Annotated in this window: 23 protein-coding genes and 1 tRNA gene; 10 read left to right on the forward strand and 14 right to left on the reverse strand. The window is 33.9% G+C overall.

The annotated features are described in order from the left end of the window. Positions 1–4: 4 nt before the first annotated feature. From ED556_RS11815 to ED556_RS11825, 3 genes are read right to left on the reverse strand one after another with little or no spacing between them, the layout of a single operon-like run. Complete coding sequence (locus tag ED556_RS11815) at positions 5–1408, reverse strand: hypothetical protein (RefSeq protein ID WP_296323985.1); 1404 nt, start codon at positions 1406–1408, stop codon at positions 5–7. Between the two features lie 14 nt (positions 1409–1422). Further along, positions 1423–2748, reverse strand: a complete 1326-nt coding sequence (locus ED556_RS11820) for a hypothetical protein (RefSeq protein ID WP_296323988.1) — start codon at positions 2746–2748, stop codon at positions 1423–1425. Between the two features lie 2 nt (positions 2749–2750). Next, entirely contained in the window at positions 2751–3476 is a 726-nt protein-coding gene (locus tag ED556_RS11825) for a type III pantothenate kinase (protein ID WP_296323991.1), read from the reverse strand. Between the two features lie 102 nt (positions 3477–3578). Here ED556_RS11825 and ED556_RS11830 point away from each other — a divergent pair. The 7 genes from ED556_RS11830 (at position 3579) to arsM (ending at position 8285) form a co-directional block, all read left to right on the forward strand. Continuing rightward, positions 3579–3651: transfer RNA gene (locus ED556_RS11830), tRNA-Phe, on the forward strand. A 122-nt stretch (positions 3652–3773) separates the two neighbouring features. Continuing rightward, the gene (locus ED556_RS11835) at positions 3774–4109 is read left to right on the forward strand and encodes an arsenosugar biosynthesis-associated peroxidase-like protein (RefSeq protein WP_296323994.1); all 336 of its coding nucleotides are present in this window, start codon (positions 3774–3776) and stop codon (positions 4107–4109) included. A gap of 9 nt (positions 4110–4118) precedes the next feature. Then, entirely contained in the window at positions 4119–5183 is a 1065-nt protein-coding gene (gene arsS / locus ED556_RS11840; protein WP_296323996.1) for an arsenosugar biosynthesis radical SAM (seleno)protein ArsS, read from the forward strand. Between the two features lie 59 nt (positions 5184–5242). Further along, positions 5243–5722, forward strand: a complete 480-nt coding sequence (locus tag ED556_RS11845) for a rhodanese-like domain-containing protein (protein ID WP_296323999.1) — start codon at positions 5243–5245, stop codon at positions 5720–5722. After that, the gene (locus tag ED556_RS11850) at positions 5719–6318 is read left to right on the forward strand and encodes a TIGR04282 family arsenosugar biosynthesis glycosyltransferase (RefSeq protein ID WP_296324004.1); all 600 of its coding nucleotides are present in this window, start codon (positions 5719–5721) and stop codon (positions 6316–6318) included. Before ED556_RS11845 ends, ED556_RS11850 begins: the two co-directional genes overlap by 4 nt. Before the next feature lie 181 nt (positions 6319–6499). After that, positions 6500–7312 carry a purine-nucleoside phosphorylase gene (locus ED556_RS11855; protein WP_296324006.1) on the forward strand — a complete coding sequence of 271 codons (813 nt, stop codon included), beginning with the start codon at positions 6500–6502 and terminating at the stop codon, positions 7310–7312. Position 7313: 1 nt separating this feature from the next. Further along, positions 7314–8285: an arsenosugar biosynthesis arsenite methyltransferase ArsM gene (gene arsM / locus ED556_RS11860; RefSeq protein WP_296324009.1), complete on the forward strand. Its 972-nt coding sequence runs from the start codon at positions 7314–7316 to the stop codon at positions 8283–8285. A gap of 84 nt (positions 8286–8369) precedes the next feature. Here arsM and ED556_RS11865 read toward each other — a convergent pair whose 3' ends face one another. From ED556_RS11865 to ED556_RS11915, 11 genes are all read right to left on the reverse strand, one after another. Further along, positions 8370–8657, reverse strand: a complete 288-nt coding sequence (locus tag ED556_RS11865; protein ID WP_296324012.1) for a hypothetical protein — start codon at positions 8655–8657, stop codon at positions 8370–8372. A gap of 27 nt (positions 8658–8684) precedes the next feature. Beyond that, positions 8685–9527, reverse strand: coding sequence for a hypothetical protein (locus ED556_RS11870; protein WP_296324016.1), 843 nt, complete (start codon positions 9525–9527; stop codon positions 8685–8687). A 166-nt stretch (positions 9528–9693) separates the two neighbouring features. Beyond that, positions 9694–9984 carry a hypothetical protein gene (locus ED556_RS11875; RefSeq protein ID WP_296324019.1) on the reverse strand — a complete coding sequence of 97 codons (291 nt, stop codon included), beginning with the start codon at positions 9982–9984 and terminating at the stop codon, positions 9694–9696. Between the two features lie 95 nt (positions 9985–10079). Then, entirely contained in the window at positions 10080–10817 is a 738-nt protein-coding gene (locus ED556_RS11880) for a hypothetical protein (protein WP_296324022.1), read from the reverse strand. 8 nt (positions 10818–10825) lie between these two features. Next, positions 10826–11629, reverse strand: a complete 804-nt coding sequence (locus ED556_RS11885) for a BTAD domain-containing putative transcriptional regulator (RefSeq protein ID WP_296324024.1) — start codon at positions 11627–11629, stop codon at positions 10826–10828. 3 nt (positions 11630–11632) lie between these two features. Beyond that, positions 11633–12145, reverse strand: coding sequence for a hypothetical protein (locus ED556_RS11890; protein ID WP_296324027.1), 513 nt, complete (start codon positions 12143–12145; stop codon positions 11633–11635). Between the two features lie 27 nt (positions 12146–12172). Beyond that, the gene (locus ED556_RS11895) at positions 12173–13174 is read right to left on the reverse strand and encodes an NAD(P)H-dependent glycerol-3-phosphate dehydrogenase (RefSeq protein WP_296324029.1); all 1002 of its coding nucleotides are present in this window, start codon (positions 13172–13174) and stop codon (positions 12173–12175) included. A gap of 145 nt (positions 13175–13319) precedes the next feature. Beyond that, positions 13320–16565 carry an HAD-IB family hydrolase gene (locus ED556_RS11900; protein WP_296324032.1) on the reverse strand — a complete coding sequence of 1082 codons (3246 nt, stop codon included), beginning with the start codon at positions 16563–16565 and terminating at the stop codon, positions 13320–13322. A gap of 8 nt (positions 16566–16573) precedes the next feature. After that, complete coding sequence (locus ED556_RS11905) at positions 16574–17737, reverse strand: alpha/beta hydrolase (RefSeq protein ID WP_296324035.1); 1164 nt, start codon at positions 17735–17737, stop codon at positions 16574–16576. Position 17738: 1 nt separating this feature from the next. Continuing rightward, positions 17739–18674: an alpha/beta hydrolase gene (locus ED556_RS11910; protein WP_296324038.1), complete on the reverse strand. Its 936-nt coding sequence runs from the start codon at positions 18672–18674 to the stop codon at positions 17739–17741. Continuing rightward, positions 18674–20512, reverse strand: coding sequence for a wax ester/triacylglycerol synthase family O-acyltransferase (locus ED556_RS11915; protein ID WP_296324041.1), 1839 nt, complete (start codon positions 20510–20512; stop codon positions 18674–18676). Before ED556_RS11915 ends, ED556_RS11910 begins: the two co-directional genes overlap by 1 nt. Before the next feature lie 174 nt (positions 20513–20686). On the opposite strand from ED556_RS11915, the gene ED556_RS11920 reads away from it, so the two are divergent. From ED556_RS11920 to ED556_RS11930, 3 genes are read left to right on the forward strand one after another with little or no spacing between them, the layout of a single operon-like run. After that, positions 20687–21571, forward strand: a complete 885-nt coding sequence (locus ED556_RS11920; RefSeq protein WP_296324046.1) for a sterol desaturase family protein — start codon at positions 20687–20689, stop codon at positions 21569–21571. Between the two features lie 36 nt (positions 21572–21607). Continuing rightward, positions 21608–22495: a DUF547 domain-containing protein gene (locus ED556_RS11925; RefSeq protein WP_296324049.1), complete on the forward strand. Its 888-nt coding sequence runs from the start codon at positions 21608–21610 to the stop codon at positions 22493–22495. Then, on the forward strand, positions 22488–23180 hold the full coding sequence (locus ED556_RS11930) for a TIGR04283 family arsenosugar biosynthesis glycosyltransferase (protein WP_296324052.1): 693 nt from the start codon (positions 22488–22490) through the stop codon (positions 23178–23180). Before ED556_RS11925 ends, ED556_RS11930 begins: the two co-directional genes overlap by 8 nt. Positions 23181–23195: the final 15 nt, after the last annotated feature.

Consider the following 23195-nt stretch of genomic DNA (forward strand, 5'->3'; position numbering starts at 1 on the left):
ATCATTATGGCACTGTTACCGAAGCTCCAATCCAACATCCAATTCTAATAGACTGTCCTGAATTGCCTGCAGTAAATATCATGCTTTTGTCTGGCGCTTTTGCTTCGTAACTTGCAGCAGTTTGTGCAGCAGCTTTCTTTAATCGACTATCTACTCTACCAGCTTTACGAGCTTCAGCTGCGGCTAACCAATATACAGCTCTTTTGTTAAATACGCTGTCACCACAGTTGTTGGCACTCTTATTATACATTGCCGCAATTCTTAAGTGAGGTGCACCGTTTGAAGGATTCAACTTTAATGCTTGTCGGTATAATTGTCTTGCTTTACCATAAGCACCTTTCTTTCTGTTTTTCTCAGCTCTACCATAAACAAACTTCCATTTTTTAAGTGGGTCTGTCTCTAAGCTTTCAGCTTGAGCATAGTATTCTTCAGCCTTAGAAATATCTCCTTTTTTCTCATTAAGAATACCTAAATAATAAGCTGTACTTGCATCAGGCTCAATCGTGTTTTTCTGAGCTACTAACTTTTCAAACATTGGATCATCAGTACATTCTTTCTGCCCCATTTTGTTCATTGCACGCTGTAACCATTGAGCATCATTTTTATTAGCATCAAAATTCTTTTGATAAAGCGGGATTAAATTTTCACAAGTCGCATGGATACTTACTTCAGCATCAAGACTACCAGAAATTTTATCAAAAGCATTTAAAGTTTGCTCATAAAAACGTTTGTAACTCTTTTCCTTAGAGGTCAATGCACCTCCAGTTTCTTCTTTTTGAATAAGTTTATTTAATTCTTTAGATGCCTTACCAACTTCCGTTTCTATTTTATCATTAACATCATCGTACTTATCAAATAAAGCTTGTGTATCGCTAGTTCCTTTTGCACTACTCTCATAAGCTTTAACCTTAAGTTTGAAATAGGTTAATAAGGCTTGAGGGTCTTTAAAATTCTTTAAATCTTGAGTATAACCTTTATCAAAAAGGTTGTATAAATTAGCATCAGATAAACCTAACTCTTTTCTGTATTTGTAGGATAACTTAGCCACATCTGAATACATTTTTCCTTTCGGTTCTTTTGATGAAAAATGCTCATTGTATTCTTCGTACAAGGTTAAAAGGTCTTTAATGTGCCCAACTTTCTCATCTCCAGAAGTAGTTTTTATTTTGTGCAATAATACATCTTGTCCTCCACCACTCTTTGTACTTTTAGCGTACAAAGCTCTGTTAAAACCTGGACATTTTTTTCTTACCAACATCCATGGCTCATAAGCAGCATCATAATTTTTATTCTTAGCATAAGAACTAAAAATAGATAGATTATTCAAACACTCTTCATCTTGTTGCGCGTTTACTACACTAAACCCAACAAAAAGAGTAAATAGTAATAATGTAATCTTCGTCTTCATCGTTTAAATTTTTGTTAGTTATATTTTCGTTTTTGAAACCATCTATCGCTCAAAGATAGACTTACGTTTACATTAAAGAAATTTTCTTGTATCAAATTACTGTTTTTTGTACCCCTTTGACCAAACTCAAATCCTAAGTTAATTTCGGAAAATGTGCCAGTTGCAGGACCTACTGGTAAACCTAAACCAAAAGATATGCCAAACTCGTTAATTGATTCGTCATTAACAACTAGACCTGTGTTCTCAAAACGCGCTCCAGCTCTATAAGTCACTCTCTTAAAGTAACTTGACAATGATTTATAGTTTGGTAAATAAAAACCTCCAATTGCAAAAGATGTAGCATCTTCATAGGATGAGTTTGTGGTACTAAAGATTGGATTATCGAACACACTAGTATTCTGTGAAACAAATTCTGCTCCAGCAAACCATTTTGATGGTTCTCCTATTCCTAATCCAAAAGATAAGCGATTCGGCAAGGTTAAATCTGTTTCTTCCAAGCCACTATTCGCTAAATTTACGTCTATAGTATTTTGCACAAATTCATCACCAAAAGCGTTTACAATAACTGTAGATACTGAACGATCGTTTTTAGAGGTTAAGTCGCTTTCTGGCGAAAAGGTTGCCGTAGCAGACATCTCTAATTTATCTGTAATCTTTCTCTTGTAAGCCGCTCCAAAATTGAAATTTAATCCACTTAAGTCAGACCGATTATCTTCTCTTGATGCAAACTGTATGAGATTACCATTAGTATCGTACAAAAACTGAATAGCACTATTTTGAGTATTACCAAAGTTATAATTAGCATCAACTCCTACCGTAAAACCATCTGAAACTAAATAACCCAAACTTAAAAATACTTTATTAAGTCCACCTTCGCCTTCATATCTAAAATCTACACGGTTATTTTGAGTGGCGTCAATATCTTGAAGCTTGTAACCCACAGAAGTAAAAGGTAATAATCCAAACCCTGCTCCAAATCGTCCTAATGGTATGGATACTGCCAAATAATCGAAAGTTGAACTATTTGCATTTTCAGATTCTGTGGTACTATTAAGTTCCAGACTACTAAATGAACCTGCTACGGAAAATTTAACCGGTCGACTCTCGCCATCATAAGGCGTGGATGTCAAATTTTTACCAGCATAAGATGCGGGATTCCTAAGGTTTATATGTAGGCTATCGATATAAGAGCCAATACCACCCATGCCTCTATTTTCGACAGTTCCTCTAAACTTAAGACTACCAATTCCGTAAAAAGAATAAGGAGAAGCAGTGCCTTGCTGTCCATAGCTCAAACTGCCAACAATTGTAATGATTACTACAACAAATCTTTTAATCATTATTATGAATTAAATTCTAGAATATAATTTAAACCCTCAAGCAAAAAATCCGAGTTGGCAAATATGCTATTTTTTAATTGTTCTGACAACAATTTGGCGTCGCCACCTGTTAAAATAACTGTTAAATCTGAATATTTCTCGGTATAAGTGTCAATAACACCATCAATTTCTTTAATAACACCAAAAACTACGCCAGAATGAATAGAGGTTTCAGTTGTATTGCCAGTAATTATTTTAGGGGTTTCGGTTTCTAATAACGGAAGATTGGCCGTTAAATTATTTAATGACTTATATCGCAGTCTAATTCCTGGAGAGATAGCACCACCAATATATTTGTTTTCATGAGTAATAAAATCATAGGTGATACATGTACCAGCGTCTATAATAAGGACATTATTATTCGAGTAATTTAAAATAGATGCACTTACTAATGCTAGGCGATCCACTCCTAAAGTTTTCGGGGTTTTGTAAGTGTTTTTAAAAGGAACTTTTGTGTCGGAATTTAAAACTAAAAGATTTAAGTCTTTTACAATAGCATTTACTTCATCTTTCTTGAGTCTACCAACAGAAGATACAATGCATGATAAAAGTCTAGGAAATTTCTTTTTTATCGATTTAAATCGCTTCTTAAATTCTTCAAGTGTAAAGCTTTCTTTATGAATAAGCGTATTATGTTCAAATACAGCAAATTTCACAAAGGTGTTTCCGACATCAATAATTAGGTTCATCGTCTAATACTAAACCGCAAATTTATAAAATCAAATTTTGTAAATTTCTTTTTGGTAATACTAAAAATGAATATATATTTGCATCCGCTTAATTAAGCAACTGGTGCCTTAGCTCAGTTGGTAGAGCAAAGGACTGAAAATCCTTGTGTCCCTGGTTCGATTCCTGGAGGCACCACCGTGAAAAGCCCGATTCTTTTTTTGAATCGGGTTTTTTGGTTTAAAATACACTAAAATTTATGTAAGCTTTAGCTTTTACATCAGACTAAAGTAGTATCTTGTTTTTTCTAAAAAAAAATTATGTCTAAAACCTATTACGATCCAGCTGACTTAAGAAAATTTGGAAAAATTACAGAATGGAGTGAAGAACTTGGAACTAAGTTTTTTGACTACTACGGTAAGGTATTTGAAGAAGGCGCACTAACTGCACGCGAGAAATCACTTATTGCATTAGCAGTAGCACACACAGAACAATGCCCTTATTGTATTGATGCTTATACCAAAGATGGACTCCAACGCGGTGTTACCAAAGAAGAGATGATGGAAGCTATACATGTCGGTGCTGCTATAAAGAGTGGTGCAACTTTGGTGCATGGTGTTCAAATGATGAACAAAGTAAATAAGTTAGACGGATAATTATTATATATGACGAAGCTTAAGACTAAATCTCTTAAAAGACGAGAAAGTGAATTGGCCAATGCTAGACGCCAAGTAGAGATTTTATCAAATGGTATTTTTCAAAATGGAGAATTACCAACATTCAAAAATAAAATAGCCGAAACCAATCAGTTTCCACTAAAAGCCAAAAAATTAGAAATTCTCCAAATTAATGTCGGTTACATGTGTAATCAAGTTTGTGAGCATTGCCATGTAGATGCTGGTCCTGATCGTAAAGAAATCATGACTACGGAAACCATGCAACAATGTTTGGAAGTTATTAAAAAGACAGGAGCACATACCTTGGACTTAACTGGTGGTGCACCAGAGATGAACCCTAACTTTAGGTGGTTTGTTGAAGAAGCTTCAAAAGCTGGTATCAAAGATTTTATAGTTAGATCTAACCTTACTATAATTCGTGCAAACAAAAAGTATTACGATTTACCAGAGTTTTTCAAAAAGCATAATGTGCATGTTGTATCTTCTATGCCACATTGGACACGTGGCAAAACAGACAAGCAACGAGGTGATGGTGTTTTTGATATGTCTATTAAAGCACTTCAAGAATTAAACGCCATTGGTTATGGTATGCCAAATAGTGACTTAAAGTTAGATTTAGTTTACAATCCTTCCGGAGCATTTTTACCTGGTGATCAAGCCTCAATGGAAAAAGACTTTAAAAAGGCTCTAATGGAAGATTTTGGGATTCAATTCCATAATCTTTTTGCAATTACTAATTTGCCTATTTCAAGATTTCTAGATTATCTTATTGCTTCAGAAAACTATGAAGATTATATGTATGCCTTAGTGGAAGCCTATAATCCTTCAGCTGTTGCCAATGTAATGTGTACAAATACACTCTCAGTAAGTTGGGATGGCTACTTGTACGATTGCGATTTTAATCAGATGCTAAAATTACCTGTAAATAGTAAATCGAAACATATCTCTGAGTACAACGAAGAACTGCTCGAAGGCAGAAACATTGTTATTTCTCAGCATTGTTATGGTTGTACAGCTGGCGCAGGAAGTAGTTGCCAAGGCACAGTAGCTTAGTAGTTGAATTGCCCTTTATGAAATTTAATTACTCACTTATAATAAAGACTTTCATTTTTATGAGTCTTTTTAATCTTAGCTATTCACAAAACTCGCTTTCTGAGTTATTAAAGGAATATAATACCGAGTCTATTCCATATATTTTGGCAGAGGATTTATCTCAATTAAAAGATAACGTGATTCTTTTAGATACAAGAGAAACTTATGAATACCAAACCAGTCATATTAAAAATTCTATTTGTGTTGGTTATGACAATTTTGATATCACACGCGTCGAAAAGAAAATCAAAGACAAAAACCAACTCATTGTAGTCTATTGTTCATTAGGCATTAGATCTGAAGATATAGCAGAACAACTTAAAGCTTCTGGTTACACCAATGTTAAAAATCTCTATGGTGGTATTTTTGAATGGAAAAACAAATCTTTAAATACATATAATAGTAAAGAATTACTCACGGATAGTGTTCATACATTTGAAGAAGAATGGAGTAAATGGCTAAAAAAAGGAATTAAAATCTTCCCAAAACCTAAAGAATGAGTGATAAGGCGCTAATTATATTCACAAGAAATCCTGAATTAGGAAAATGCAAAACCAGACTAGCAAAGTCTATTGGTGATGAGGAAGCATTAAAGATTTATAAACACTTATTGTCTCACACTGCTGAAATTGCTAAAAAAGTAAATACTGAACGTTTTGTGTTTTATTCTGAAAATATTCTGGATAATGATTTATGGGATAACAATTCTTTCAATAAAAGACTTCAAAACGGAAAGGATTTAGGTGAGCGAATGCAAAATGCTTTTGAAACTCTGTTTTCCGAAGGATTTAAAAAACTAATTATTGTTGGAAGTGACTTACTAGATTTAAGTGAAACTATCATAGAAAATGCTTTTAAAAAACTAGATACTAATGACGCCGTTATCGGCCCAGCTGAAGATGGCGGCTACTATCTTTTGGGCATGAATGTGTTAAACAAAAAAGTATTTGAAAGCAAAAAATGGGGTAGCGAAACTGTTTTTGAGGAGACAAAAAAGGATTTTTATGGTCAATCGTTGTATGTTTTAGAAACTTTAAACGACATAGACTATTTAGAAGACTTAAAGCCCTATAAAAATTTCAATTATTTGTTTTAAACAACATAATCTTTAAATTCTGAAATGAATTTAGACGGATTAAAATCTGGAGTATACATGATGACAATTGCATCGGGCACTAAACAGACTATAAAACGATTAATTATGGAATAATTATTATTTAATAATTGTTCTTCAACGTAGTTATGGATATTTTTGACCTTTAACTACGATGTTTATTATGATAAAATATATTTTAGAAAGTACCGAATATTTACAAAAAAAAGGTTTTGATGCACCCGAGGTTGGTATTATTTTAGGCACAGGCTTAGGTCAGCTGATCAATGAAGTTGACATCATCGCCGAAGCCAGTTACAATCATATTCCTAACTTTCCTACTGCTACTGTTGAGTTTCACAAAGGCAAATTAATCTATGGAAATCTAGGAGGTAAAAAAGTGGTAGTCATGCAAGGGCGTTTTCACGTTTATGAAGGTTATACACTTCAAGATGTGACGTTTCCAGTAAGAATCATGGAAAAATTAGGAATTAAAACCTTGTTAGTTTCTAATGCTGCTGGTGCTATCAATTTAGATTTCAAAAAAGGAGAATTAATGTTAATTGATGACCACATTAATTTACAAGGAAGTTCTCCGCTAGCTTTTAAAGGTGTTTCTGAACTGGGTGAACGATTTACTGACATGAGTGAGCCTTACGATTCTGAATTAAATTCTAAATTTGAAAGCATAGCACAACAAAATAATATTCAATTACATAAAGGTGTTTATACAAGTGTGGTTGGCCCACAACTCGAAACACGTGCTGAATACCGAATGCTAAAAATTATAGGTTCTGATGCCGTTGGTATGAGTACTGTACCTGAAATTATTGTAGCAAATCATTTAGGTTTAAAAGTGGCAGCAGTGTCAGTTTTAACGGATGAATGCGACCCAAATAATCTAAAGCCTGTAGATATTGCAGATATTATTGCAATGGCGGCAAAAGCAGAGCCTAATATGATAACCTTATTTAAAGAACTAATTAAAACACTATAACATGAGTAGCTATTTAGAAACCACTCACGATGTATATAAAGAAGCAGCATTAACACCAGATGTTGGTCTTTGCTGTACCACAAATCCTATTTGGGAATTACCAGGATTAAAAATTCCAAAAATAATGCAAGAGATGAACTATGGCTGTGGTAGTACGGTTCATGCAAGAGATTTAACCAATAATCCAAAAATGCTTTATGTTGGTGTTGGCGGTGGTATGGAACTACTACAATTTGCATATTTCAATAGAGAAAAAGGTGGTGTTGTCGGTGTGGATGTTGTAGATGAAATGTTAGAAGCCTCTCGAAAAAACTTCGTTGAAGCTGAAGAATTAAATCCTTGGTTTAGATCAGAGTTTGTAGATCTAAAAAAAGGTGATGCTTTAAATCTTCCTGTTGAAGATAATACTATAGATGTTGCGGCTCAAAATTGCTTATTTAATATCTTCAAAGAAGAAGATCTTAAGAGAGCCATTTCTGAAATGTATCGTGTATTAAAACCTCACGGTCGTTTGGTAATGAGCGACCCAACATGTGAGCAGCAAATGAATGAGACACTAAGAAATGACGAACGCCTTCGTGCATTATGCTTAAGCGGCAGTCTGCCAATTAATGAGTACGTTAAGATGTTAACTGATGCTGGATTTGGAACTATTGAAATTAGAGCAAGAAAGCCTTATAGAATTCTTGACCCTAAAAATTATCCAACGGAAGAGCTAATATATATAGAGTCTATCGAGGTTGCAGCAATTAAAGACCCAATGCCAGATGATGGTCCTTGTGTCTTTACTGGAAAAGCTGCTATTTATTTTGGAGAAGAAGACTTTTTTGATGATAAGAAAGGTCATATTCTGCTAAAGAATCAGCCAATTGCAATATGTGATAAAACTGCAGGTGATTTAGCTGGTTTAGGAAGAGATGATATTTTCATTAGCGAATCTACCTATCATTATGATGGTGGTGGATGTTGCTAGAAAATAGGTATAAATTAAGTCATAAAAAAAGCCTTCAGAATTAAAATCTGAAGGCTTTTTTAACTAATAAATCAACTAACCTAACTAAGCAAAAACCTTAGTTAATCTCTTTTTACTTTGAACCAATTGTCCTTTAAACATGTCTAGTGCATTGAACACTAAATCTTGTTGGTTCGCCATTAATTTTAATCCACCTTTTAAAGCTTTTTCAGTAACTTTTTGCCACTGACCAGCTACATGTATTGTTCCTAATACTACTTCTTCAGTAGTGTTTAAAGCAAATTCGTTTGTTTTTGAAGCTACTTTCTTAGTTGTATCTAAAGCTTCGTTTACAGTTGCTACTACTGTTTTTTTGTTTACTTTCTTGCTCATAATACTTTATATTAAACTATTAATAATTTATTTTTTTAAAGCTTCTTTAGCTTGTGATTTCCAACCAGATAAGTCGTACATCTTTGGGTTTACACCAGCTTCAGTTAATACTGCTCTTAAATCTTTAAGCGTAACTTTTGCTAACTGTGCGTAAGCAGTAATACCTACTTTGTTCAAAGTCTCTTCTAATTTAGGACCAATACCTTTTATTACTTTAAGATTATTTTTAACATCAGTCTTAGCAATTACTACTTTCTCTACTACTTTTTTAGCAGTTGATTTTTTTGCAGGAGCTTTCTTAGTAGCTTTTTTCTTTGGCTTTTCTTCTAAACCAATTAAATCTTCCACTTTATCCTTAACATCTTCTACCTTTTCCTTTACATCTTCAACGATATCTTCTGTATAATCCTCAACTTTTTCTTTTACGTCTTCGATAGTTTCAGAGATTTGCTTTTTAAGCTTGTTGGTCATTTTTTCTGCTTTCTTAACAAACTTATTGCTAGCAACTTCTTTTTCAATCTTATCTTTAAGAGCTTCAGCTTTTTCTACTACAGGATGACTAGAAATCATTTGTTTCGCTTGCTCAACCATTTTTGGGTCGTAACCTACTAAATCCTTAAGACGCTCAGTACTACTTTCTACTTGCTCTTTTAAAGTCTCAGCCGTCTCAACAACCATATTCATTTGTTGCTTAGTTAAAGGTTCTGCTTTTTTAATTAACTTCTTAGTTAATTTTTGCCACTTTTCACCAGCTTTTACTGTTGTTTCAATAGCTTGAAAAGAAGCATCAATCAAATCATTATTGATTTTCTTAACAATACCTTTCGCTTTGTTAAGTTTGTTTTCTTTTTTGCTTTTTTTAGCTGTCATAACTTAATATCTTTATTGTGTTGTTTTTAATTTCTGGTGCAAACGTATAACTCTCAAGTTACAGATGAGTTACAAACTCAATGATCGAGTTTTCCATGAGTAATTCATTCTTAACTCTTGACTTATTTTCACTAAATACTATGTTCTGATTTCTCAGAAACTAGCTTTACGCTGCTTTTTTATTAAAGCGTTTAGAAACTTTCTTATAGGTTTTTACTGCTTTTTCTTTAGTGTCTTCTAAAGCATCGAACATTACATCATGTTGTTTTGCAGAAAACTTAAATCCTTTCTTTAATAATTTATCTGTTAAGGATTGTAATTTTTCAACTGTTTCAAAACCTTTATCAAATACTTTTTCGGTAGTAGTTAAAGCCACTGTATTTACTAATGATACTGTATCAATAGCATTTTCTAAAGTAAAGTATTTGTTGTCCTTGTTTTTCTTATTCTTTGCCATAATAATTAGGTTTTATAAATATTATGGTGCAAACATATATACGAAGAGTTACAAATGAGTTACAGGAAAGTTTTAAATGAAAAAGTTAGAAGTTATTAAGTAAACAAATCATTGAGATTGTCTTTTTCTACTTGAATAATAAACTGAATTAAAAGGTCTTTGTGTTCTTCAGAAAGATCATTTAATACTTTATCACCTTTAATAATCATTTCCAGACCAATTTCTAAGCCACTAATTTCTTGTTCGGAGAATAGTTTTGGATTCTTTCGCATACGCTCTATAAGATATCCGATAACATCTTGAATTTTTTGAACTAACACCTCATCGTACATAATCATAAATAAGGACTCTGTACTTTCTATAAATTGCTCGATATCTTTTAGAGATAAGGTTTGTATAAGTGCATTTATTTTTGAAACACTATAAGGTGGTTCCATTTTTTGCGCTATAGCTGCTTTAACTAATGTGGCTTCAAACTGGGTTGCTGATCTATACGATTTTAAAGCCTTTAAACCAGCCATCATTATTTTTGGCAGATGACGACCATGCTTAAAAATAAGCTTCACTGATTCTCTTAAAAGACCTAATAAACGTTCAGGACGCCGGATGTTTTCGTCAAGAGTTTGAAATGCGCCATTGAGCTCTTCCCGGTTATCAATATCTGGGTAGATGTAGTTTAAAAAGAAGTATTTTATGTCTTCTACAATAGGCTCATCAATACTCTCTGGTAATTTATATCTCTTTTTAAGATTTTGAAACTGATATCGCTGGTCGATGACTTGTCGGTATCCAACAATGATTTCGTTTAAGATGTCTTCTTTTGATAGGTTCATATCAAATTCTAACCTATTTCTTCAATAGTTTGAAGCAATTGTCTAGTTTCTGGAAGTGGTGAAATACCATATTCTTCATCAAGTATGGTTTCACATTTTTTATAAGTTTTAATCGCTTGTGGTCGGTTACCTTTATTAATATAAGCTTGCATCTGAATGCGGTAAGCATCTTCCCAGGTGGCATCAATAGCCAATGCATTTTGAGCTAAGCGAATACTCTCAATAGGCTTATCTTCTAATAAAATCTCAGCTAAAGTGATGTACGCACCTAGAATTAATACCTGAATTTTTTCGCGTTCTTCAGAGGACCAATCTTCATAAATTCTATTTGGTAAATACACGCCATTATACAAGTCTATAGCTGCCTTGTATGCTTCTTGAGCTACAGCATTATTAGCACCATAATTTTCGTTACCGATAACAATATATTGTTCTAATGCTTCAGTATCAATCCAAACCGTTTCTAAATTGAGTTGATAACTAACACCTTGTCTAATAATATATTTTGGTTCGGTTCGTGAAGCTCTATCTGGCTCTAGAACTTTATTAATGCCATGCATTGCTACTTTGAAATCATTATCATTCCAATCATCCCAAAGCTGATCCATTATCTGCTCTTTATGCAACGCATTCCTATGGCGATTAGACACTAAATATTGAAGTAATTGGGTCGTTTTATCACGGCTCCAAGCTTTAGATTCTATTTTGTTTTGATGACGCCAAACTGCAAATTGCCCCAAGGTATGAATCCTAATTTTGGCTTCTTCCTGAAATTTTTTGAGATTTTTTAGGCTATCATTCAAAGCTGGCATGACCTACTTCTTTTTAAGTTTGTCTACTTTAGCAGATAATGCTTTTATGTCTTTAGACAAGGCATTGATTGCACTTTGAATATCATGAAAATCTGCTCTTGAAGCATTACGCCAATGGTCAATTTGTACTTTTTGACTTATCTCTTCGCTGATATTAGAAATCTGGTCTTGGATTTGGTCCTGAATATTTGAGATTTGCTTTTTTGGATCTTTAATGGTTTCCATGATCATTTTAGGCCCAACTTCTTTCATGGTCTTCCACATCGAGAAACTCTTCTTCAAAATGCCTTCCCGTCGTTCTTCAGATTCACCTTCTGTTGCCTCGTTAGTGAGTTCTGCTAGCTTCTGCTGCATAAAGATTAAAGCATCATTAAAGTCGGAAAAATTTGCATCGCTCCCGCCTTGCACATGAGATATTTTTCCACGCCATTGTACTTTAGGCTCACCATCTTCTTCAAAAATACGCTGGTTAAATCTAACCATGAACGACGCAGTCTGGTCTTGTTTTTTTGCCATATTAATTTGTTTTATGGTGTCTAATTTTTATCCGGGTTCTTTTTCTGAACCCACTTCTAATTTAAGAAGGCCTCTAAAAGCATCATTAACGGTATTGCCTTCATAGAGCACTTTATAAACTTCTTCCGAGATTGGCATATCTACATTGTAGTCCTTAGCCAATTCCATAACTACTTTTGCAGATTTTACACCTTCAGCAACTTCATTCATATCTGCAATAATATCATCTAATTTTCGACCTTGTCCTAACTGAAAGCCAACACGGTAATTTCTACTTTTGGAGCTCGAACAAGTTGCGACTAAGTCTCCCATTCCTGCTAGCCCCGAGAATGTGCGACGTTTGCCTCCCATTTCTACCCCAAGTCGTGTTAATTCAGATAAGCCTCTAGTAATTACAGCCGCTCTTGTATTGTCTCCTGCACCAGCGCCATCTCCCATTCCTGAAGCAATTGCCATAATATTTTTTAATGCTCCACCTAATTCACAACCAATAACATCACTATTGGTATACACTCTAAATAATCCTGAGCTAAAAACTGTTTGTAAACGTTTAGATAAGGTGTCATCTACCATTGCAATTACTGTTGCAGCTGCTTTCCCAAAATGGATTTCCTTTGCCAAGTTTGGTCCAGTAAGTACGCCTGCAGGATGGCCTGGCATTTCTTCTTCTATAATTTGAGTCATACGTTTTTTTGACCCAATTTCGAGTCCTTTCGCCAAACTTACAATTGGCACCCAAGGTCTGATATAAGGTTTTGCATCGTTTAAAACAGCTCTAAAGCTCTGAGCAGGAACTCCCATAACAATAACATCTGCATTTTCTACGGTGTCTTTAATAGAGGTTGAAGCCCTTAATGACTTTGTTAGTTTTGCATTTGGCAGGTATTTTTCGTTGGTATGGTGTGTGTTAATCTCATCAACAGTTTTTGGGTTTCGTGCCCACATAATTGTTTCTGTATTCTTCGCAGTTAGTGAAGCTACTGTTGTGCCCCAAGAACCGCCACCTAATAATCCAACTTTAAGTTTCATACATTCTAATTTTTTAATTATCTCTTGATAAATTAAATAAAAAATTGAGAACGTATGCAAACGCTACGCTCTCACATTAAAAATTTAAGTCATTTCATTAAAAAAATGTCTAAAATTTGTTAATGTTTGTTTCATATTTTATGTTTTATTCTGAGTCTAATTCTTTTTGGAACATATCTCTAACATTTTCAATATAAGAATCGATATGTTTTGCTTTCCATTCTGAAGTATCAACTGGATCTAAAACTGAAACTTCAATATGTGTAGGTTTAAATACAGAACTTCCTTTTGGCATTGCCATATAGGCGTTCTTTATCACAATTGGGACAATTGGCACACCAGCTTTCATGGCTAAATGAAATGCTCCTTTTTTAAATTTTCCGAGTGTTTTACTTCCGCTTCGTGTACCTTCTGGAGCAATTGCAACAGATGTTCCGCCTTTTAAGACTTCTGCCGCTTTGGCTAGCGATTTGATGGCTTTCTCTTTATTAGATCGATCTATGAAAATAGCACCTAATGCTTTAAACACTGGTCCGATTGGGCTGTATTCTAACTCTTTCTTTGCAACTCCAGTAATATCATGACGCAATAATTTTAAAATTATAAAAAAGTCCGCAGAACTCTGATGATTGAAACAGAATACTGCTGGTCTATGATTTTCTAGATTATGCTTTCCTTTTATTGAAATATCAAGCCCAGCCAATCTAGTTCCTAAATCACCGATACTAGCAAAAGTAGTGTTAGCAGCTTCTTGCTTGGACATAGTCATTACACCTTTAGCTACTCCTTTTAGGAATGATGGATATATACTTGCTGCCGCTAAACCTGTTCTAAAGCCATTAACTACAGGACGTTCTTTAGCGTCTTTAAAACGTAAAATCGGCCAGCCACTTTCGAAGGCTACTTGCGATAAACGATCATCTGGATTTGTAGCATAAGGATTACCTACAATATCGAGTAATGGATAGTCATCAAAACTATCTGTGTAGAAGTAGCTTTTTGCTAAGTCTATATTATTTTCTTTTGCAAATTTGCGTCCTGCATTAGCTTTTCCTTCGCCCCAACACATCTCAGTAATCTTGCCCGTAAACTTGCCTTTTATCACTTCCATTTCTGTACAATAAATATCTTCGACACCCAACTCTTTAGCTATAGGTTTTATTTGATAAATGGTTGCAGCAGAAATAATAACCACTCTATGTCCTTTTTCAATATGAGATTTAATTAATTCTCGAGATTCTGGATATATAGTATGCGCTAGATGTTTTTTATAAACGGCTTTCCCAAGTTCCGTAAACTCTTTTTCTTTAATGCCTTTTACACCAATGGCAGATAACCGTGTAAGTATTTCGAAATCTCGATTTCCTATTGCATAAAGTAATATTGTGGCAAATTGCGATAATAATTCTGTAGCCGTTGTTTTACCACTTAGTACCCGAGATTGAACAAATTTTTTGGCAGAGAAGTCGTCGATTAATGTACGATCTAAATCGAAAAACGCTGCAATATGCGAACCGTCTTCTTCGTTATTATGAACTGTTGAGAAGCGTTCTATATCTGTACCTGGTACAACGTCTTTTTTCTTGGCCTTTTTGTGCTTCTCTAGACCTTTAGTATTGGCTTTTATTTCTAACTGTTGTAATACATATAATCGGTCAGTTAAGTCATCTAAAAGGTGTATCCAATTTTCTAAACGTCGATTATCGATCTTTTTATTGATTGGTATAAATCTGTTGTTTTTTGCCAAACGCAAAGCACTCATCAAAAAGGGTTTAGATACACTATCTAATCGTGTAATTCTAGATTGCCAGTGTAATTCTTTCCCTTTAAACAAGCAAAGTTCTATAAATTCTTTATCGTTAAACTCGTCTTCCAAGTCCCAACTTCTTAATGTATGACAAACTACTTTGTTAGCTTCTAAATGAATTAAAAGCATGCCTTTAGAAACAAATAACTCTTGCTTTTTCAATAAGGCATCAATATCACCTTCAGGGTCAGAAATAATAGCTCTCCAATTTGGGTCGAATAATTCTAATTCCGCTTCAATCTCAGCACTGAATTGTGGTTTATTAGAGTAGAAAAATTCAAACTTAAATATATTACGCATATGCATAATTTCTTCCCAGAAATGAATAATTCTGTCCGAAGATTTGTCCTTCATAATTTTTACCAAAGCCATTTCTATAAATGCGCGATGGTATAAATGTCCTGAAGACATATTTGCATAATACGTTGCAGATAAATATTCGTTAGCTGCAAGGCTGTACTGTGTTTTTCTTCCTGCTTTACTTTTGGTAATAATGTGCGAGCTCAATAATAAATTCAGAGCTTTCTGAACTGTAATAGATACATCATTTCCGCGATCTAATAATACATCGTCTTTGCGTTGTTCGATATAGTTCATTAGCTTAATGATATTGAACTCTATCTCGCGCTTGGTCATTGCGAAATTGTTAAGTAACACATTACATACCAGAGATACTGTGGTTACAGGTGTGATGCGATTAGCTTTATGAATCAGCTCAAAAGCAAATCGTGGTAGTGTATTTTTATCGGCGTAACTGTCTTCTTCAATATCAGGTATAATAGCATTTTTATGAGCGCTGGCATCAACTGGTTCGCCGAATCTTATGGCAGCTCTTCCGTAATCATGCCCTAATTTTTGCATATAGCCGAAAAAAGCTTTTAAGGTTTCACCTTTTTTCTCAGTACTTCTACGACCTTCTTCTGTCATTTCTTTAACATCAGGAATAAGGTCATATACAATAGAAACCGGCACATACTTAATATCTCGAGTGCTATCGCGCTCGCCTTCCATGATATACTTTAGAATACCCATTTGTGGGTAGACAATTTTACCTGTTCGTGATCGTGTTCCTTCTATATTCCATGTTAAATGATCGCCTTGTTCAATAAGGTGCGATATGTAACTACGTAGGCATAATTTGTAAACCGCATCATCTTTAAAGCTACGTCTTAGAAAAATAAGTCCTGAATTTTTTCCTAGTTGCTTTATGCCCGGCATGGCCAAATTAATTCCGCCAAAAAAGAATGGGATTGGCATACCATATTGTACTAATGTGTTTATTAGCACAACCGTATCAAGATACGTTTTATGGGTTAAAATAAATGCAACTGAATTATGACGCATTAACTTAGTCAACCACTTTATTTGCTCAACATCTACATCTATGTTATCCTCATAAGCCTTAGACATCATATAGTCAAAACCTCTTAAAGTTAACATATTAGCAACAGGACTCTGCTCTGTATGCAGTTCTTGCAAACAGGTTTCAGCTTCTTTTACAACCGCTTCGAAATCCTGTTTTTTGGATTTGGCGATTGCTTTAAGTTGCTCTTGAAATTTTGGTTGACTAATTATTTCTTGCATACTGATGCTTATGTCTTTAGCATTAATCCTTTAATAATATCACTCTTTTTTTGTTGCCAGAACTTCGGGAAAAAGAAACTTTCTATTTGCGTAACTAAACCGTTTGGCGCTTCGCCTTGCGTATTTTCAATTAAAGTATTGGCAACAGTTACTAAAACAGAAGCATTTGCACCTAATCCGCAATGACTGCCAAAGACCTCAACATTTTTTATATCACTTCTATATGTTTCAGCTTCGAGGCAATTTTTCCATGGCACCAAGCCATCTGTTCTTGTGTAAATACAAGTTATTGGAACATTTGGTATTTCTTCTAGTTCTTCTAAAATCTGATTATTTCGCTCTTTTAGACTTTTTCCTCTAAAGAATTCTAAGGTCTTTACCAAAGGCGTTTTCATATTCTTCACACCCCAAACTGGAGACCCAATTGTAATTAATTGCTCTACTTTATCTGGGTATCTATTGGCGATAATTTTGGCAAAAATACCGCCACCACTCCAACCAACAAGGCTTACTTTTTCTTGATGTTTCTCATAGATTTCATCTAATTTTTCGACAAGTTTAGGAATGTATTTAGAGTTGATTGTATTAACACCCAATTCCCACTTATAGGTTTTAAACCCAACAGATTTTAAGTATTTGCGAACAAATCTGGTTGAATAATCATTACCAAGATAAGGTGGCATCAACAATACGGGTTTGTTTTTTCCTTTTTTCTGCTTAGGAATAATATGATAGATGCCAAACATTGTTGACCACTCAATAACCGAACGTGTCTCTAAGAGCACATTGTACATTGGTGGCGCATCTATATTTTTGTTTATGGTTTGTATTTCCTTTTTAAAATGTTTTAAAAACGCAGACGTAGACTTATCACTAGGAACACCTTTTACTCTAACTCTATTGATTTTTTTAAGCATTAAAACCAAGGTTACATAATCCCTATCAGGACCAAAATCTCGGCAAATTCTTAAACATTCTTCAGATAATTGATTTAAAGTCTTCTTGTCGAATTCATCATTTTTTATAGACTTGATAATAACCTTTTCAAAAGGATGATTTTCAAACAAACCTAGTATCAGTGCTTTTGCTTCTTCTAATGTTTTTCCTTTAAGAATAGCTAGTTTAATAGCTAACCTTGTAAATGCTCTATATAAACTTTTACTCTTTTCCACGTTAATTTATAGCTTCAACTTTGGCATTTAACCAATTAATAAAATCTTTCTCAACTTCTATTTTATTTACCTCATTAAGCATTTCATGACGTCCTTTATACATCTTCAAGGTAAGGTCTTTAATTCCTGCTCTCTTATATTGTTTAGCAACTTTTCTAACCCCTTTTCCCATTTCACCAACAGGGTCACTTTCGCCGGCAAACATGTAAATAGGAATACCTTTAGGTGTAGTTTTAAAAGCTTCTCTTTCGTTTACTTTTTTATTACCACTTATGATATCAATAAACACTTTGGTCGAAAAATCTTCAATACGCAGTGGGTCTTTATCAAATAAATCAACTTCATTTTCATCAGAGCTTATCCAATCAACCTTAGTTCTATTAGGTTTAAACTTCTTGCTAAATTCATTAAAAAACATGGCTTTAAGCACATCGTTACTAGGCTTACCACCTTTAAAGAATTTGACCACATTTGCACCAATAAGACCTACGGTTCCCATAAATTTTATAAAACTCGCCGTACCTGATAGCACTAATAACTTTACATCATCACCATACTTAGTAACATAATCTCTCGAAAAAAACGAACCCATACTATGACCAAATAGAATGAGCTTTTCATTAGGATGTTCTTTTTTGATTAAATCCGCAAATTCCTTCATGTCTTCAACGGCATCATCAAAATAATTAGCACCATCGTAAACACCCAACTCCTCTACTGAAGTTACCGATTTACCATGAATACGATGATCATTGGCATAAACCTCATATCCCTGCTTTTGAAGAATTTCAGCAATATTCTTGTAACGACCAGCATGCTCGCCCATACCATGTGAAATTTGCACAATGCCTTTGGGCTGTTTATTTGGCGATTTCCAATGGTAGTAGAAAATCTCTAGATTATCTCTAGTGGTATAAGTCTTAGTATCGTAATTCATTATTGATTTAAAAATTGTAGGATAAGATGCTCGAGCTTATGTATTCCAGTTTTTGTGCCAGAAAATTTAATTCTACCCTGAATCTTAAGCTCTTTAAAAAGTAATTTTCCTTTGTAAAGCGCAAATAAATTGTCATCATCTATAGAAACTGCAGCTGATGGTTTTGCAGATTTTTGTTTTCTTAATTCTGGTTTTGCTTTAGTTGTGTCCAATTTCCAAAAAGCTTCTTGATTATTAGAAGTAACATTAAACTCGAATACATCTTTGGCAGAATTAAAAGCATCTGAATTAGATTTTATAAACTTTCTGAGTGCATCAAAAAATACTGAACTTTTTAAAGTTGCATTGGTAGCCTCTGTAGTTTTGCTCTTTGGTTTGTTTTTAATTAATTCTTCAAGCTCATTTGCTGATTCACGGATATATCGGGAAAAAACATCGGCATCAGGCATTGTTTTAGCATCAGAGGTAGTTGTAATTGTGACTTGACCATTATAACTAAATGCAGCAATAATTAAACCGAAGCCATCTAAAACTGGTGTGAGACCAAATACCGTAACTACTTTATGTGTTTTAAGATATAGTTCTCCAGATGGACCAGGAACATTGGTAATAGTGACATTAAATGGCGGTCGATGTAAATCTTTAATATTGTATTTATTATATGCTTTAGCAGCTAAATTTGCTAAACCAAACGGCACTGAATCTGCCATCTTAGATAAGGTTTTAGCACCAATGGTTTTATGTCTCGTTTTTCCTCTATCCGTTTGATCGTTAATAAATTCGAGACGCTTTAATGGGTCTTCAATATGAGTTCCTATTTGAATAAGCATATTAGAAATCTGATTATTCATTTCTTGCTTTTCACTTTTATCTCTTATAGAAATAGGAACATTTGCTACTAAAGATTGCGCTGGTAATTTATTTCTACCTACCAAATAACGTCGAATTGCGCCTGCACAAATGGCAATAATTAAATCGTTTATTGTTACACCTGTTGCTTTGCGTAATGCATAAATTCTTTTAAAATCTAAAATTGCGGTTCCCCAAGTGCGCTTAGCTGAAACATTATTATTAAAAATGGTTTTTGGCACAAAACGTTTACCACTTTTTACTCTTTTTTTCTTTATGAATTTATTAGTAGCCCCGCTTTTCATAAAAGCATAAGCTGTTTCGCTGATATTCTTAGGGATTTTAAGCGGGTCTTTTAAAAACTTCTTAGAACTTTTTAATAACAGGCTCAATTCATCTGGAAGTGGTTCCGGATCATATGGTTTGGGTACCTCATGTACTTTATCTTCTGCTGACTTATTCTTATCGAACAATAAGCCCATAACGCCCACACCAGAGCTACCATCAATCATGACATGATGCGTTTTGACTACTAGTGCAACAGAACCTTTTGGCAACTGGTCTATTTCATTGACTCCTTCTATAAAATGAATAGACCATAATGGTCGGCGAAGATCTAATGGTCTGCTAAAGATTGAGGCTGTAACATCGCGAAGTGTTTTCCAATTGGATGGATCCGGAAGTTTAATTCGAGTAATATGCAAGTCGATATCAAAATTGGGATCGTCCACCCAATAAGGATAATCCAGATTAAGTGGCACATTGAGAAGTCGTTGCCTAAATTTTGGCATTAGATGCATTTTTGAAGCCAAATGTGCTTTAAAATCTTCGAATTTAAGCGAGCCTTCAATAATCGTTAAAGAGCCAATATGCATGGGACTCGAAGCAGATTCGGCGTATAAAAATGTAGCATCCTGTCCAGACACTTGTTTTAAAGTATCTTCAGTTGCATCATCTAGTAAATTTTTTATTCGATTTTTATCCAGCATAGTCAAAGGGGTATCCTTTGCAATATAATTGTTTTTACAACAATTTTCAGCATTAATTATTACTAAACTCTTAATTAAAACTACCCATATTTAGAATTTGATATTTGCATTACAATTGATTCCATAAAATCTAACCACTTTAAGCTTTAAGATATTATTATCTTTGATGAACGCATGGAAAAGTATATTGACATTATTAAAAATTCGTACTTAGGGTATTGGAACTATCTTAAAAACGAATTGATTAACATTAATCATTGGGATAATTATTTTTATGGATTAATCTTAATTTCAATCGCTGTTTGGCTATTAGAAATTGCTTTTCCTTGGCGTAAAAATCAGGCAATTTTTAGAAAAGATTTCTGGCTAGACACCTTTTATATGTTCTTTAATTTCTTTTTGCTTAATCTTATTGTTTTAATTGCATTATCGAACACTGCGGCAGAATTATTTAATGATATTTTAGGCATCATTGGTTTAACTGTAAGCAGTTTACAACTCTTTGATGTAGATAATTTGCCAATAGTACTGGGCTTATTCATTTTCTTCATTATTTCAGATTTTGTACAATGGAATACGCACAGATTGTTACATCGTATTCCTTTTTTATGGAATTTTCACAAAGTTCACCATAGCGTTAAGCAAATGGGGTTTGCTGCGCATTTGCGATACCACTGGATGGAACCTGTTGTATACAAATCGTTATTATATATTCCTATAGCTATTATTGGTGGCTTTGATGCTTCAGATGTTGCCATTGTGCACTTCTTTGCCTTGACAATTGGGCATCTAAACCACGCAAACTTGGGTTGGGACTATGGTTTCTTTAAGTACATATTCAACAATCCTAAAATGCACATATGGCATCATGCTAAAGACTTGCCAAAAGATGTAAGGTATGGTGTAAATTTCGGACTTACTTTAAGTGTTTGGGATTATCTTTTTAAAACCAATTATGTGCCTTATGAAGGCACTTATATTGAGTTAGGTTTTGAAGGTGATGAAAATTTCCCAAAAGATTTTTTAGGTCAAGAAATGTACCCATTAAACAAAAAATAGAGCCCTTATAGGCATTTCTAAAAATACACTAAACGCATGAAACAATTATCATTATACGTTTTTGCACTTCTTCTATTAGCGTCTTGTGGTGGAAGTAAAAAAGCGATTGAAAATAAAGCTCAAAAACAAGAAGTTACTCAACAAACACAAACTACTGAACCTGTAAAAGAGGTTGTAGAAGAACAGGTTGAAAGGAAAGAAAAAGTTGAAAAAGTAAAAGAATTTTCAAACACCAATACCGAGACTGTAAAACCATTAACAGAAGCCAAAAAACCGGTTGAGGCTTTTAACCATTCTTCTTACCATCAATTGCTTCAAACTCATGTCTCGAAAGAAGGCAATGTGGATTATGATGCCATTAAAAATAAAAGGATTGTATTGACGGAATACATTTCTTCATTAGGAGAAAATTTACCTGAAGATACCTGGTCTAAAGAAGATAAATTAGCCTATTGGATTAATGCTTATAATGCTTTGACTATAGATTTAATTTTAAGACATTATCCACTAAACAGCATTAAAGATATTAAAGACCCTTGGAAACAACGCTTTTGGCAATTGGGTGATAAATGGTATAATTTAGATGAAATTGAACATCAGATATTGCGAAAAATGGACGAACCGCGAATTCACTTTGCTATTGTATGCGCGTCTTTTTCGTGTCCAAAACTTCAAAATGAAGCCTTTACTGCAGGTAATTTAGAAGATCAATTAACTAATGCTACCGAAGAATTTTTATCTGATACCTCAAGAAACGAAATTTCAGAAGACAACTTAAAATTGTCCAAGATTTTTAAATGGTTTGCCAAAGATTTTAAGACCAATGGAACTTTGATTGATTTTCTAAACCAATATTCTGACATTGAGATTTCTGCTAAAGCCAAAAGAAGTTTTAAGGATTACAGTTGGGATTTGAATGACTAAAATTTCTATAATAATACCAGTACTAAACGAAGCCAAAAACATAGGCAGTTTACTAAATTACCTTATTGTGAATTCTTCAGGTTTAAATGTTCCTGAAATTATAGTAGTAGATGGTGGCAGTACTGATGGTTCTCAAAAAATTGTATCTAGTTTTAAGCTCGTAAAATTAATGTCTTCGGAAAAAGGGCGAGCTAAACAGATGAATGTTGGTGCTAAAGCATCTAGTGGAGACATTCTATATTTTCTGCATGCTGATTCTATTCCGCCTAAAAACTTTGACACTTTAATAATTGATGAAGTAAAAAAAGGAAATAAAGCTGGTTGTTTCAGAATGCAATTTGACTGCAATCATTGGTGGTTGAATCTTGCTAGTTGGTTAACACAGTTTAAATGGCGTGCTTGCCGTGGTGGTGATCAAAGCCAATTTATCACCAAAGCGCTTTTTGATGACATTGGTGGTTATGATGAGAACTATAACATCTATGAAGATAATATTCTGATTAATGAATTGTACAAACGCAATCAATTTGTAGTGATTAATAAAAAGCTCAAAACCTCAGCGCGATTATACAAGAAGCACGGCATATGGAAAATTCAATACCACTATTGGACTATTTACGTTAAGTGCTGGTTTGGTGCAAACTCTGATGACATCTATCAGTATTACAAAAAACACTTAAGCTAAAAAGTTCATAAAATT

Source organism: Winogradskyella sp., from assembly GCF_003712105.1.
Lineage (GTDB): Bacteria > Bacteroidota > Bacteroidia > Flavobacteriales > Flavobacteriaceae > Winogradskyella.